The following is a 12,799-nucleotide window of genomic DNA, read 5'->3' as shown; positions in this document are numbered from 1 at the left end:
TCGCGACGCCGCCTGCGGCGGCTCCTCAATCAGCGGGAAACGGCGACACTCGAGCCGCACGGACACCCGGGTGATTGAGGAGCCCGCGCAGCGGGCGTCTCGAAATCCTCGCTACTGGCCCCGGCCGGTCTTGTCCTGGAGGCGGTCGATGTTCTCCGACGCCTCGGCCTTGGTGAGGTCCGCGGGGAGCTCCTCGCCGGCCTCCCGCGCGAGGGTGTCGAGGTAGCTGCGCTGCGGGCCGGTCATCGGCTCGTCGCCGGTCACCCACTCGGACGGGTCCTTGGCGGCGCTCGACGAGTCGTCGGAACCGCGGGCGCCGAGCGTCTCGCCGCTCGTCTTCGGGGATTCGGAGGAGGAGTCGGATGCGTTGTCACTCATGGCCGTGACCCTACGCCGACCGTCCGACAGCGGCCCGGCGGCCGATGACGGATGACTCCAGGTTCGCGAGCAGCGCTGCGACGTCGTCGTAGACCTCCACCGCACCCGCGTCCCGCAGCTCCGCCGCACCGAAGCCGCCGGACAGCACGCCGATGGCGGCGACGCCGGCGCGACCGGCGGCCTCCACGTCCCACACGGAGTCGCCCACGATGACGGCCTCGTCGGGTCCGACGTCGGCCTTGCCGATCGCCACCTCGATGATGTCCGGCTCGGGCTTCGCGGTGCCCACGTCCTCGGCGGACGTGACCTCGGACACCGCATCGTCGACGTCGAGCACCCCGCGCAGGATCTTCAGCTCGTCCTCCGGCGCGGACGTGGCGAGGACCACCCGGAGCCCCATGCCGTCGATGGCCCGAACCAGTTCGCGCGCTCCTCGAAGGGGCGCAGCCGGTCGGTGCTGTCTTTGTAGTAGCCGCTGTGCAGCTCCTTGGCGCGGTCGGCATCCTCCTCCGACGCCTCGCCCGCGACGGCCTCGAGCAGCTTCTTCGAGTCCATGCCGATGGAGCGGTGGATGCGCCACACGGGCGCCGGGATGCCGGCGTCGGCGAGACCGCGGTCCCAGGCATCGACGTGCAGGTAGTTGGAGTCGACGAGCGTCCCGTCGATGTCGAACAGGACGGCGCGGAGCGGCGAATCAGTCATCGGCCCAGTCAACCAACGGGCTCGGGCAAGGTCAGGGGCTTGACGGGCCGCACAATGGACCCGTGACGAACCGCCTCCTGCTGCTCGCCGACACGCACCTGCCGAAGCGTGCCCGCGATCTTCCTCCCGAGGTGTGGGCAGCGGTCGAGGAGGCGGACATCGTCGTCCACGCGGGCGACTGGGTCGACGTCGCGACCCTCGACCTCCTCGAGTCGCGGTCCCGCCGTGTCCTCGCCTGCTGGGGCAACAACGACGGCGCCGCCCTCCGCGCGCGGCTGCCCGAGGTGGCGCGCACCGAGATCGACGGAGTGCGGGTCGGGGTCGTCCACGAGACCGGGGCCAGCACCGGCCGCGAACGGCGGATGGACGATGCGTACCCGGATCTCGACCTGCTCGTGTTCGGGCACTCGCACATCCCCTGGGACACGACGACGCCACGCGGGCTGCGCCTGCTCAATCCCGGCTCACCCACGGACCGCCGTCGCCAGCCCCGCTGCACGTATCTGACCCTGACGCTGAGGGAGGGCCGGATCGAGGACGTCACACTCCGGGGAGTGACCCCCGCGGTGTCGGTGCCTCCGCTTAGGATGCTCCCGTGGACTGGATGATCCTGCTGGGAGTGGCGATCGCCGCCGTGCTCGCGCTGGCGCTCGCCGCGCGGGGATCGGCGACGCGGTCGCGCCGCACCGGCTCCGCCGGAGCCGGGATGATGGGCGTCTTCGACGAGATCTACGCCCCGTCGCGGCACGAGGCGATGCTCGAGCTGGAGCGTCAGACCTCCCTGCCCGCGCCCGCTCCTGCACCGGGAGACGGCGACCTCGGCGTCTACGAGGGCCGGATCCGCATCCGCCTCAACCGCGACGAGAGCTGACTCCCGCACCCTTCACAGGCGACCTCGGACGAGTCGCCTCAGCCCTCTCGCCACTCGTCGCTCTGCAGGTGCGACCCGCCGTGCGGTCCCATCAGCAGCATCCCGCCATCGGCCACCCACGAGGCTCCGGTGACGTAGGCCGAGGCGGGCGAGGCGAGGAAGGCGATGACGGCCGCCATCTCACGGGCGTCGCCGGGACGGCGCAGCGGGATGCCGGGTCGCTCCTTGGTCCGCGGATCCTCGTCCGTCTGCCCGGTCATCGGGGTCGCGATCTCGCCGGGGGCCACCGAGTTCGCCGTGATGCCGTACTGGCCGAGCTCGAGCGCGAGCTGCTTCACCAGTCCCCCGAGTCCGTGCTTCGCAGAGGTGTAAGCCGCGGACCCGACTCGCGGGGCGTGCTCGTGGACGCTCGTGACGGCGATGAGGCGTCCGCCCCTGCCGGCTTTCACCATGAGGCGAGCGGCGCGCTGCAGGCAGACGAACGGCCCGTCCAGGTCCGTCGCCACCGTGTGCCGCCACTGGTCGAGCGTCATCTCGAGCACAGGCGCGTTGTCGCCCGTGCCCGCGACGTTCGCGAACACGTCGACCCCGCCGAGCTGCTCTGCGAGATCATCGATCACGTCGCCGCAGGTCTCCAGCTTCGTCACGTCGAGCTGAGCGACGACCGCATTGCGGCCGTGGCCGCGCACCTCATCCGCCGTCGCCTCGGCGCCCTCCTCGTCCTCGAGCCAGGTGATGCCCACATCCATGCCGGCCTCGGCGAGAGCGACCGCAGTCGCCCGTCCGATGCCCGATTCGGATCCGGTGACGATGGCCGTGCGCGGTGTGAATGCCATGCCCCGATCCTCTGCACGCTCCGGAGGCACGCACAGGGGGTTGCGCTCAGGCGGTGACGAAGTCGATCAGCTGCTCCACGCGACCGAGGAGCTCGGGCTCGAGGTCCGCGTAGGAGTCCACCCTGGAAAGGATGCGCTGCCAGGCGCGCGCGATGTCCGCCTGGTCCTCGTGCGGCCACCCGAGGGCCTGGCAGATGCCGTGCTTCCACTCGATGCCGCGCGGGATGTCGGGCCACGCCCGGATGCCGAGACGGCCCGGCTTCACCGACTGCCAGATGTCGATGTACGGGTGACCGACGACGAGGACGTGGGCGCCGAACGGCCCCTTCTGCACGGCCTCCGCGATGCGGCTCTCCTTGCTGCGCGCGACGAGGTGGTCGACGAGGACGCCGACGCGCTTGCCTGCGTCGGGGCGGAACTCCTTGAGCAGCTCCTCCAGGTGGTCGACGCCCTCGAGGTACTCGACGACGACTCCCTCGACCCGGAGGTCGTGACCCCACACCTTCTCGACGAGCTCGGCGTCGTGGCGGCCCTCGACGAAGATGCGGCTCGCGCGCGCCACCCGAGCCTTCGCGTCGGTCACCGCGATGGATCCCGAGGCGCTCACGAGCTTCCCGCGCGACGCCGCGAGCTTCGCCGGCGCCTTCAGCACGGCGGGCCGTCCCTCCAGCAGGTACCCGGCACCGAGCGGGAACACGCGGACCTTGCCGCGGCGGTCCTCGAGCTTGACCATGCGTCCCTCGACACCGACCACGGCGCCGACGAAGCCGTTGTCCGCGAGCTCGATCACGAGCCCGGGCTGGGCCTCCACGATCGCAGGGGGCGCCACCTTCGGCCGTCGCCAGTCGGTCTTCAGGACGTCGGGGCCGTACCGGTCGGGTTCCACCGCAGAAGGCTAACCAGGCGGCCGGAGCGCGCCGGGCGGGGCGCGCCGCCCGACAGAATGAAACCGTGCTGACGATCTCCCCTCCCCCTGGGACGCCCCCGACGGTGCGGCCCTCCGGCTCGCCCAGCGCGCGGAGCTCGACGCCCGCTACGGCAGGAGCGATCATGAACCCGGCACGCCGCCCTCGGCCGCCGACATCAGCCTCTTCCTCATCGCCCGCGACGAGTCCGGCGCACCCCTCGGCTGCCGGGCCCTGCGCGAGCTGGGGCCGGGACGCGCCGAGATCAAGCGCATGTACGTCGTTCCCGGGCGGCGGGGGTCGGGGGTCTCCGTCGCCGTGCTCCGCGCGCTGGAGGAGGCCGCCCGGGATCGCGGCTGGACGGACCTCGTGCTGGAGACCGGCACCGAGCAGCCGGACGCGATCCGCTTCTACGAGCGGGAGGGCTACACGCGCATCCCCAACTTCGGCTCCTACGTCGATTCCCCGATCTCGGTCTGCTACGCCCGGTCCCTGTGAGGCGTCCGGGGACCTCGCGCAAGCCGTGGACGGGGCGCGACCGGCGTGCCTAGCGTTGACGCATGGCCAGCGACGAGGAACAGACGATCAAGGACCGGGCGTACAGCCCGGCCACCGAGCGCGAGCAGGAGGTCCGCAACGCGCCGGGCGGTCAGGACAGCCTCGCGAAGGAGGACCCGGACATCGACGCCGACGCGGTGCACCTGCTCCCGGGCACGGGCGGCCCGGACGACCAGGGCGACGTCGACGTGCCGGACGAGGAGTTCAGCCTGAACGGCCGCCCCTTCCCCGGACACCCCGGCAGCGGCGGCTAGCCCTCCCGCCGAGCGCGCCCCGTACCGCCGAGCGCGCCCCGGAGACGCCCCGCGCTCGTCGTCCCGACCCGCGCTCGGCGCTACTGGGGCGGGAGGAGCATCCCGATCGCGACGAGTTCGCGGACCTCGGGCAGCAGCGCACTGCGGAGCTCGTCCGCGTCCGAATCGAGGAGCTCCGCGAGCGCGGCGGCGATCGCGCCCACGCTGAGCTCGCCGTCGCACGCCCCGACCAGGCCCGCGACGGCGGGATCGACGGGAAGCACGCGCTGGAACCCGCCCCCTGGCGCAGCTGGATCGCGGCGGGGTGCTCCTCGCCGGGCCAGTAGTGGCGCTCCTCGGTCACGTCGCCCGCCACAACGAGCCGGGCCGCGAGGAGGGCGTCGTCGTCCGTCTCCGCGAGCCACTGCTGCGCGTCGAGGCAGGCGGCCAGGTGGCCGCCGAGCGCGGCCGATCCCCCGCGCTCCTCCTCGACGCGTCGCCGGGGACTGCGCCCTTCCGGCCGCCGCAGGGTCACGTAGCCGAAGCCGATCGAGCGAACGCCGCGGGACGCGAAGTCGTCGAGCCACGCCTCGAGCAGGGCGTCGTAGCCGGCCGAGCCGGGCCGGGTCCCGCCGTCGCGGATCCACGTCTCGGCGTAGAGCGCCGGATCCTGCACCTCGCGCTGGACGATCCAGGCGTCGAGCCCTGCCTCCTCGGCCCACCGCGCCACGCGGTCGCGACCCTCGGCCCCCTGGCGGTCCTCCCAGTTGGCGAGCAGCTGGGCGACGCCGCCGGGCCGCAGGTGCTCAGCCGCGCCGCGGACCACGGCCTCGACGAGCTCGTCGCCGGGCAGCCCGCCGTCGCGGTACTCGTACGCGGGGACTCCGGGGACGCGCGGGGTGATGACGAACGGCGGGTTGGAGAGGATCCGGTCGAACCGCTCGCCGGCGACGGGCTCATAGAGGCTCCCCTGCCGGAGGTCGAGCTCGACGCGGTTGAGCGCCGCGTTCAGGGCGGCGTAGTCGAGCGCCCGCCGCGACACATCGGTGGCGACGATCCGCCTCCCGTACCGGGCGGCCCGCAGGGCCTGGATGCCGCTGCCGGTGCCGAGGTCCAGGACGCTGCCCGCGTCGCGGGGAAGCTGCAGCCCGGCGAGCGTGCGCGACGCGCCTCCCACGCCGAGCACGTGATCCTCGGGCAGCGCCGCGCCCACGACCGCCTCGGACAGGTCGGAGACGATCCACCACTCCCCCACGCCGTCGGGGTCGACGAACTGCACGGGCCGAAGGTCGACCCGCGCCCGGACCGCGCCGCCGTCCTCCCGGACGAGCCCGAGGCGCAGGGCGCCGTCCAGCCCGAGGCGGGGCAGCGCGGCGCCTGCGCGATCCCCAGGCAGGGGCAGGCCGAGGACGAACAGCGCCGCGAGGTCCGCAGTCGTCCCCGCGGCTCCCGCACCGGCGTCGGCGATCGCCCGGCGCGCGGGCGCGAGCGACCCTCGCTGCACCGCGGCGTCGGCCGCGCGTCCCCACACGCTGGACAGCGCAGCGACGCTGAACGCCGCGAGGTCGTCCCGCAGCCGGTCGACGAGCGCGGCATCGGGTCGGGCGATCTCGGGTGTCATCGCGTCCACGCTACGGCGTGGCCGGGCGCACAATGCGCCGCTCCAGCAGCGGGCGCTCGAGGGCGCCCCAGGCAGCGCTGACGGCAAGGTAGGTCGCGGCGGCCAACGGCACGACGACCGTGGCGATCACGGACGCGTACGCGAGGGCGGCGAGCATCGGTGGCGCCGCCGGCTGCTGCCGTCGGATCCGCCGGCGCGTCAGCTCGGCGGACGCGACGGCGAGGGCCACCACGGTGAGCGGCACGGCGACGGCTGGCCAGGACACTGCACCCGCAGCGACTGCGGACCAGAGACTCCCGCCGAGCGGGGCGCCGAACACGGCCGAGGAGAGGAGCGCGTTGGCGTGGCCCGAGATCATCGGATGTGAGAACAGGCCGTAGACCACGGTGAGCACGGGGGCCTGTGCGAGGAGGGGAAGCATTCCCCGGAACGGGGAGGCGTCCTCCCGCCGATAGAGCTCGGCGAGCTCACGCTGCAGCCGGGTGGCGTCGCCGGCGTACCGGCGCTGCAGCTCGCGCACGGCCGGCGCGATGCGGCGCTGGGCCGCCTGGGCACGCACCGCCGCCGCGGCGAGCGGGACGAAGGCGCTTCGGACGGCGAGGGTGAGCAGGACGACGGCGGCGAGCGGAGCGACGTCCTCGAACGCGGGCGCGAGCCAGCCGGTGAGCGCGAGAACGGAAGAGTAGGCCGCGTCGAGCGCGGCGGCGAGCGGTGGGAAATCGTAGACAGACATGGGTCCTCCCGGATCCGGACAGCGAGAAAGGGGACGCGGGCCGGGAAGCGCGAGAACGCTATCCGGCGAGCACCCCGCTGCTCGGCGCCCGCGGCCGCGGCCGGCTGCTCGGCCGAGAGGACGGCAGGACGGGTGATCCGTGCTGGAGGAGGCCGCCCGCAGGGCGACCGGCGACCGTCGGGCCGGCGAGGACGAAGCCGGCGAGCGCGAGCACGGCGAGGGCGGTGAGGAGCACGAGCCCGGCGACCGCGATCACGACGACCGGGTCGGCGCCGACCGGCGTGCCGAAGGCGGCGAGGAGGAGTCCCAGAGCCGCGGCCACGCCTCATTGTTCCGCGTGCGCCCCGTGGTTGGCTAGGCGGATGGCGACCACGCGCGGGCTGGAACGGCTCGTCTTCTTCACCGACGCGATCACCGCGATCGCGATCACCCTGCTGATCCTGCCGCTCGTCGAGGTCGTGCCCGACATCGCCGCCGAGGGCGGCTCGATCGGCGTCCTCTTCGACGGGTACTTCGGTCAGATCCTCGGATTCCTCATCAGCTTCGCGGTGATCGCCCGCCTCTGGTTCGCCCACCACCAGCTCTTCGAACACGTCGGGGCCTACTCGGGTCGTCTCGTGTTCCTGACCGTGCTGTGGGCGTTCACGATCGTGCTCCTGCCGCTGCCCACCGCGCTGACCGCTCAGCTCAACCCCAGCCCCGGCCTGGTCGCCTTCTACATCGGCACCATGGCAGCCTCCAGCCTGGTGCTCACGGCCATGTCCGTCCTGATCCGTCGCACGCCGGACATCCAGGCGGCTGACAACCCGATCACGCCCCGGAGCTTCGCGGCGAGCTACTGGGTCTCGGCCGGCTTCGTCCTCGCGCTGATCCTCGGCACCGCCATCCCGGCGCTCAACTACTGGGCGCTGTTCGTGCTCTTCGTGACGCCGACGATCGGAGCACTGATCCGCCGGCGACGGGAGCGCGGTTAGGCTGGAGAGCCTCATGCAGCCGCTCACCGAATCGGACATCCGCAGCTCGCTCATCAACGCGAGCGCGGGCGACGGTGCCCGGATGACCCTCCCGGGTCTCCACGAGGTGCTCTGGGAGCAGCGCGACTACCTGGGCTGGCGGGACCCGAAGAGCCCGCAGCGCGCGTACATCGTGCAGTGGCGCGACGGCCGTCCGGTCGGCATGATGCTGCGGGCCGCGGAGAACCGGATGCGCCCGGGCATGAACGCGATGTGCTCGCTGTGCCAGACGCACCGGCCCGCGGGTCAGGTGTCCCTCTTCTCCGCCCCGCGCGCCGGGGAGGCCGGGCGCGAGGGCAACACCGTGGGCACCTACATCTGCGCGGACCTCGCGTGCTCGCTGACCATCCGTGTGCCTCCGCCTGCGCTCGACATGCAGCCGGATCCCGCGGAGATCGTCGAGCGCCGCATCGCGACGCTGCAGACGCGCCTCGAGGCGTTCACGGACAACGTGCTCGCGAGCTGACTCAGCGCGCGCCGCCCTCCGCCAGGTAGGCGAGCCGCTGGAGCGTCTCCGTGTTGCGGTAGTGCAGCAGGATGCGGCGCACGAACGACGGGATGAGACGCCCCGGACCGGCGACGGCGTCCTCGAGGATCCGCACGAGGCTCCCGGTTCCGGTGCGCTTCACCTGGATGGTGACCTCCGCCTCCCCGATGGGCCACCCGTGGGCGCGCAGCACCGCGCGGCGCGGCGGATCCCACTCGAGGATCACCGTCTTGTCGTCGATGAGCACAGGCCAGACGCCGAAGGAATGGTGGATCTCCGAGCGGACGGCAGGCCAGTCGGCGTCGACGCCGCGGATGCGGGACGCGCCCACCACCCAGCTGGGGTAGAGCCAGCCGTCGGCGAGCACGGCGAAGATCTGCTCGGGGGTCGCCTCGATCCTGCGCGAGTTGCGGGCCATGGTCATCCTTCCGTCGGGGCGAGGTTCGGGGACTGCCGGATGCCGAACTCGGCGGCCAGCGCGGACTGCGCGGCGTGCCAGCCGGCCTGCCCGTGTACGCCGGGTCCCGGCGCGGCGGACGACGAGCAGAGGTAGATCCCGCGCGCGGGGGTCCGCCACGGATCCGGCGAGAAGGTGGGGCGGGCGACGAGCTGCCAGAAGGTGCCGGCGCCCGCGGCGATGTCGCCGCCCACGTAGTTCCGGTCGTGCGCCTCCACCTGGAGCGCCGTGCTGCTCGAGGAGCCGAGGATCACGTCGCGGAATCCGGGGGCGAAGCGCTCGATCTGGCGGATGACGGTCTCGGTCTGGTCGACGGCGGAGTACCGCGGCACGTGGGTGTACGTCCAGAGGGTGCCGTGTCCCTCCGGCGCGCGCGTGGGGTCGAATCGGCTGGGCTGCGAGACGAGCACGTAGGGGCGCGCCGCGTGCCGGCCGGCCGCGATCTCGCGCTCCGCATACGCGATGTCGGCGCGCGTGCCGCCCAGGTGCACGGTCCCGGCATCGGCGACGCGGGAGTCCGCCCACGGCACCGGACCGGACAGGGCGAAGTCGATCTTGGCGACCGCGCTGCCGTACCGGAACCGCTCGAGGCGCCTGCGGTAGGCATCCGGAAGCCGCCGGCCGGCGATGCGGAGGAGGTCGCGGGTGCTCGTGTCGAAGAGCACGGCGGTGGAGGACGGCAGCTCGTCCAGCGACGAGATGGTCCTGCCCACCTCGATGGTGCCGCCGTGCGCGCGAAGGTCGTCCGCGAGCGCGTCGGGGATCGTCTGGCTGCCCCCGATCGGGATCGGCCAGCCCTGCGCATGGGCCTGCGTGACGAGGGCGAGACCGGCCGCCGCTGCGCCGAGGGTCGGCAGCGGCTGCACCGCGTGCGCCATCGCGCCGCTCAGAAGGGCGGGCGCGACGTCACCGTGCCACCGGGCGTTCCAGGCGCGGGTGCCCTGCTCGAAGGTCGCGAGCCCGAACCGCGCCATCGTGAACGGGTGCCGGGGCACCCTGATCAGTGTGTCCCCGCTGAACTCGGCGACGTCCGCCGCTCGCCGGACGAGCCCGCGGAAGAGCGACGCCCAGCGGCGACCGTCCTCTCCCAGCTCCGCCACCGTCCGGTCGAGGTCACGATATGCGAGGCCCGCGCGGCCGCCGTCCAGCGGGTGGGCGAAGGAGATCTCGGGGGTGACGAACTCGACCCGGTCGCGCAGCCCGAACTCCGTGAAGAAGGGCGAGGCGAAGGCCATGGGGTGGACGGCCGAGCAGATGTCGTGCCGGTACCCGGGCAGCGTCGTCTCGGCGGTGCGCGCCCCGCCCCCGATCGTGTCCGCCGCTTCGAAGACCTGCACGGACAGCCCGGCGCGCGCGAGCGTGACGGCCGCGGCGAGCCCGTTGGGCCCCGCCCCGACGATCACTGCGTCGACCGCTGGCATCGGCATCAGTCTGCCAGGCGTGGCCGAGGCTTCCCGGAGGGTTGCGCTCGACCCGACTTGCCCACTCCCGCCGTAGGAGCGCCGTGGAACCTGCGGAACCCGGCGGGTCGGCGGTCAGCCCTCCTGGAGCACGGCGAGAACGTTGCCGGCCGGGTCGCGGAACCAGGCGATGTCCGGCCCCCACTTGCCGCCGGTGCGCTGGATGCCCTTCTCGTCGGTGGGCAGCTCGTCGTCGCTGTAGATCTTTGTCTGCACGCCCCGGGCGTTGAGGGCGTCGACGGCGGCCTCGACATCGGGGACGGGGAAGTTCAGCACCGTGAACGACGCCGGCTCGTGATTCGGCTTCGGATAGACGAACACCGTGCCGCCGCCGCCCAGGGTGAGCCGCAGCCCGCCCATCGTCTCCTCGATCGGGAGGCCCAGGATGTCGCCGTAGAACGCCTTCGACTGTTCGATCGCGTTCGAGGAGAAGCCGCTGAAGGCGTGAGCGTCGGCGAACATGGGAACTCCTCCTCGGCAAGTGAACAGCGTCAACAATGCCAGCCGACTCGGCTATCGTCTAGGGGTGGAGAGCGCGGAGACGGCCGCCGAGGTGCGCAGCACCTATCGGCACGGCGATCTGCGGCACGCCCTCCTCGCGGCCGGCCTGGAGCTGGCCCGCACGGGCGGCCCGGATGCCGTGGTCCTGCGGGAGGCGACCCGCCGGGTCGGGGTCTCCCCCAACGCCGCGTACCGGCACTTCGCGGATCGGGCAGCGCTCCTGGCCGCCGTCTCGGACGCCGCGCAGGGCCTGGCGGCCGACCGCATGAGCGACGAGCTGGCCGGCGTCCAGTCGAGCGCCGACTCCGCGACCACCGCCCGCCTTCGGCTGCGCGCCGTGGGCCGTGCCTACATCGACTTCGCCCAGCACGACTCCGGCCTGTTCCGGGCCGCGTTCACCGTGCCCGGCGATCTCCGCGACGCCTTCGGCCCGGCCAAGGCGGGTCGGGACGGCCGAAGTCCGTTCCAGCTGCTCGCCGCCGTTCTCGACGAGATGGTGGAGTCCGGCACGCTCGAGCGCGCCTCACGGCCCGGCCGCGAGTTCCTCGCGTGGTCAGCGGTCCACGGGCTCGCCATGCTGGTCATCGACGGCCCGCTCCGGGGCCTCAGCGAGGACATGATCCGGGACGCCCGCGAGCGCCTCCTCGACATGGTCGACAGGGGCCTCTGAGCTGTTCCCGGCTCGGTCCCCTGGTGGGCCGGAGGCGAGGTCGAGCGGGTGCTCGATCTCATCCCGGAGCAGTCCGAAGGCCACCACGGCGGCGAGGGCCAGGAACGGCGGGACCACTCCTGCGATCACGAAGGTCGCCGGGATGCCGATCTGCTCCCCGACCGGGCCGGCGAGCGCCATGGACACGGGCATGAGCGCGAGCGAGACGAAGAAGTCGAGGCTCGAGACCCGGCCGAGCAGGGCCGGCGGCACCCGGCGCTGCAGGAGGGTGCCCCAGATCACGGTCCCCGCCTGGAAGGTGAATCCCACGACGAACATGATCGCGGCCAGGACCCAGAGCTGACCGGTGAAGCCGACGAAGGCCAGGGGATGCACCCGAGGCCCCACAGGAGGTTCATCACGGTGAGGTAGCGGCGGGGCAGCCGGAGCGACGCCACGAGGATCGAGCCGAGCGCGCCCCCGACGCCGAAGAGGGCGAGCACGAGCGCGAAGGCGCCCGCCCCGCCGCCCGTCTGGTCGCGGACCGCGAACGGCAGCAGCACCTCGATCGGCCCCATGATCACGAGGATCAGGAGGGTCGCGTACAGCAGGGTGACGAGCAGCCACCGCGTCCGCACCATGTACCGGAAGCCCTCCCCGATGTCCCGCAGCATGGCGGTCATCGGATGCCCGGGGGCCGGCTCGCCGCGGACGGGCGTGCGCGGCATGGTGCCGAGCACGGCGGCCGCGCAGATCTGTGCGGCCGCGATGACGAGCAGCGCGAGCCCCGGCGACCACGCGGCGATGATGCCGCCCGCGGCCGCGGGGCCGGCGGCCTGCATGACGGTGGGCCGCAGCACCCCCTCGACGCCGTTCGCGGCGAGCAGGTCGTCGGCGGGCAGCAGGGCGGGCAGCCAGGCTGAGTAGGCCGGGTAGAAGAAGCCCTCGGACACCCCGTAGACGAGCGAGGCGGCGGCGAGGTGCCAGATCTCGAGGCTGCCGGTGACCGCCAGGACGCCGGCCGTCCCGATGGCGAGCGCCTTCCCCGCCTCGACAGCGAGGAGGATGCGCTTCTGCGGGATCCGGTCCGCGAGCGCGCCACCGAGCAGCACGGTCACGAGCATGCCCGCGGCGTTCGCGGTCGCGACCGCCGAGAGCTCGGTCGGTCCACCGCCGAGCTCGATGACCTGCCAGACCAGCGCGACCACCCACACGCCCGAGCCGAAGAGGGACAGGGTGAGCGCGGCGACGAGGCGGCGGTAGTGCGGCACCCGGAAGGGCCGGAGGGCGCGCGGGGAGAGCCGGGACCGACCGTCCCGCGTCGTCTCCGTCATGACCAGCTCCCAATGTGCACGCCGTCCACATCTCAGCACCGATCCGGCCGCCGCGCCAGTG

At 73.1% G+C, this 12,799-nt stretch carries 18 protein-coding genes and 2 pseudogenes; 7 read left to right on the top strand and 13 right to left on the bottom strand.

The genetic code is table 11. The features are described from left to right. Positions 1–111: 111 nt before the first annotated feature. From QUE51_RS11285 to QUE51_RS11275, 3 genes are read right to left on the bottom strand one after another with little or no spacing between them, the layout of a single operon-like run. A complete protein-coding gene (locus QUE51_RS11285) occupies positions 112–378 on the bottom strand; it encodes a DUF3072 domain-containing protein (protein WP_286276500.1) in 267 nt (88 codons plus the stop codon). Between the two features lie 10 nt (positions 379–388). Beyond that, positions 389–799 (bottom strand): HAD family hydrolase, encoded by a 411-nt coding sequence (locus tag QUE51_RS11280; RefSeq protein WP_286279362.1) that lies wholly within the window; start codon positions 797–799, stop codon positions 389–391. Beyond that, the gene (locus QUE51_RS11275; protein ID WP_286276499.1) at positions 730–1,080 is read right to left on the bottom strand and encodes an HAD family hydrolase; all 351 of its coding nucleotides are present in this window, start codon (positions 1,078–1,080) and stop codon (positions 730–732) included. The genes QUE51_RS11280 and QUE51_RS11275 overlap by 70 nt, the downstream gene beginning before the upstream one ends. Before the next feature lie 62 nt (positions 1,081–1,142). On the opposite strand from QUE51_RS11275, the gene QUE51_RS11270 reads away from it, so the two are divergent. Then, on the top strand, positions 1,143–1,688 hold the full coding sequence (locus QUE51_RS11270; protein ID WP_286276498.1) for a metallophosphoesterase family protein: 546 nt from the start codon (positions 1,143–1,145) through the stop codon (positions 1,686–1,688). Continuing rightward, on the top strand, positions 1,676–1,951 hold the full coding sequence (locus QUE51_RS11265; protein ID WP_286276497.1) for a hypothetical protein: 276 nt from the start codon (positions 1,676–1,678) through the stop codon (positions 1,949–1,951). Before QUE51_RS11270 ends, QUE51_RS11265 begins: the two co-directional genes overlap by 13 nt. 38 nt (positions 1,952–1,989) lie before the next feature. Here the strand turns inward: QUE51_RS11265 and QUE51_RS11260 are convergent, their stop codons facing one another. Further along, positions 1,990–2,787 (bottom strand): SDR family oxidoreductase, encoded by a 798-nt coding sequence (locus QUE51_RS11260; RefSeq protein WP_286276496.1) that lies wholly within the window; start codon positions 2,785–2,787, stop codon positions 1,990–1,992. A 46-nt stretch (positions 2,788–2,833) separates the two neighbouring features. Next, positions 2,834–3,673 (bottom strand): DUF3097 domain-containing protein, encoded by an 840-nt coding sequence (locus QUE51_RS11255; RefSeq protein ID WP_286276495.1) that lies wholly within the window; start codon positions 3,671–3,673, stop codon positions 2,834–2,836. An 88-nt stretch (positions 3,674–3,761) separates the two neighbouring features. Between QUE51_RS11255 and QUE51_RS11250 the strand changes: the two are divergent. After that, positions 3,762–4,190 (top strand): annotated as a pseudogene (locus QUE51_RS11250) (GNAT family N-acetyltransferase); the annotation flags it as partial. A gap of 62 nt (positions 4,191–4,252) precedes the next feature. Beyond that, entirely contained in the window at positions 4,253–4,504 is a 252-nt protein-coding gene (locus QUE51_RS11245) for a hypothetical protein (protein WP_286276494.1), read from the top strand. Positions 4,505–4,584: 80 nt separating this feature from the next. On the opposite strand, the pseudogene QUE51_RS11240 reads toward QUE51_RS11245, so the two are convergent. The 3 genes and pseudogenes from QUE51_RS11240 to QUE51_RS11230 form a co-directional block, all read right to left on the bottom strand. Further along, positions 4,585–6,104: pseudogene (locus tag QUE51_RS11240) on the bottom strand (DUF7059 domain-containing protein). Positions 6,105–6,114: 10 nt separating this feature from the next. Then, on the bottom strand, positions 6,115–6,837 hold the full coding sequence (yidC, locus tag QUE51_RS11235; RefSeq protein WP_286276493.1) for a membrane protein insertase YidC: 723 nt from the start codon (positions 6,835–6,837) through the stop codon (positions 6,115–6,117). A 58-nt stretch (positions 6,838–6,895) separates the two neighbouring features. Next, complete coding sequence (locus tag QUE51_RS11230; RefSeq protein WP_286276492.1) at positions 6,896–7,159, bottom strand: hypothetical protein; 264 nt, start codon at positions 7,157–7,159, stop codon at positions 6,896–6,898. 40 nt (positions 7,160–7,199) lie between these two features. Between QUE51_RS11230 and QUE51_RS11225 the strand changes: the two genes are divergently transcribed. Both QUE51_RS11225 and QUE51_RS11220 read left to right on the top strand, forming a co-directional pair. Next, complete coding sequence (locus tag QUE51_RS11225; protein ID WP_286276491.1) at positions 7,200–7,811, top strand: TMEM175 family protein; 612 nt, start codon at positions 7,200–7,202, stop codon at positions 7,809–7,811. A gap of 13 nt (positions 7,812–7,824) precedes the next feature. Then, positions 7,825–8,316 carry an FBP domain-containing protein gene (locus QUE51_RS11220; RefSeq protein WP_286276490.1) on the top strand — a complete coding sequence of 164 codons (492 nt, stop codon included), beginning with the start codon at positions 7,825–7,827 and terminating at the stop codon, positions 8,314–8,316. Position 8,317: 1 nt separating this feature from the next. On the opposite strand, the gene QUE51_RS11215 is transcribed toward QUE51_RS11220, so the two are convergent. The 3 genes from QUE51_RS11215 to QUE51_RS11205 all read right to left on the bottom strand — a co-directional run bounded on the left by QUE51_RS11215 (position 8,318) and on the right by QUE51_RS11205 (position 10,716). Then, on the bottom strand, positions 8,318–8,755 hold the full coding sequence (locus QUE51_RS11215) for an SRPBCC family protein (RefSeq protein ID WP_286276489.1): 438 nt from the start codon (positions 8,753–8,755) through the stop codon (positions 8,318–8,320). Between the two features lie 2 nt (positions 8,756–8,757). Continuing rightward, the gene (locus tag QUE51_RS11210) at positions 8,758–10,215 is read right to left on the bottom strand and encodes a phytoene desaturase family protein (protein ID WP_286276488.1); all 1,458 of its coding nucleotides are present in this window, start codon (positions 10,213–10,215) and stop codon (positions 8,758–8,760) included. 114 nt (positions 10,216–10,329) lie between these two features. After that, the gene (locus QUE51_RS11205; protein ID WP_286276486.1) at positions 10,330–10,716 is read right to left on the bottom strand and encodes a VOC family protein; all 387 of its coding nucleotides are present in this window, start codon (positions 10,714–10,716) and stop codon (positions 10,330–10,332) included. A 64-nt stretch (positions 10,717–10,780) separates the two neighbouring features. Between QUE51_RS11205 and QUE51_RS11200 the strand changes: the two genes are divergently transcribed. Next, positions 10,781–11,425 (top strand): TetR/AcrR family transcriptional regulator, encoded by a 645-nt coding sequence (locus QUE51_RS11200; protein WP_286276484.1) that lies wholly within the window; start codon positions 10,781–10,783, stop codon positions 11,423–11,425. On the opposite strand, the gene QUE51_RS18145 is transcribed toward QUE51_RS11200, so the two are convergent. Both QUE51_RS18145 and QUE51_RS11195 read right to left on the bottom strand, forming a co-directional pair. Then, positions 11,309–11,734: a hypothetical protein gene (locus QUE51_RS18145; protein WP_350226649.1), complete on the bottom strand. Its 426-nt coding sequence runs from the start codon at positions 11,732–11,734 to the stop codon at positions 11,309–11,311. The genes QUE51_RS11200 and QUE51_RS18145 overlap by 117 nt on opposite strands. Then, entirely contained in the window at positions 11,704–12,738 is a 1,035-nt protein-coding gene (locus QUE51_RS11195) for an MFS transporter (RefSeq protein ID WP_350226648.1), read from the bottom strand. The genes QUE51_RS18145 and QUE51_RS11195 overlap by 31 nt, the downstream gene beginning before the upstream one ends. Positions 12,739–12,799 lie beyond the last annotated feature (61 nt).

The sequence above is a fragment of the Naasia aerilata genome, assembly GCF_030296595.1.
Lineage (GTDB): Bacteria > Actinomycetota > Actinomycetes > Actinomycetales > Microbacteriaceae > Naasia > Naasia aerilata.
The sequence above is the reverse complement of the archived record's forward strand: the minus strand, read 5'-3'. Positions and strand labels throughout refer to the sequence as shown.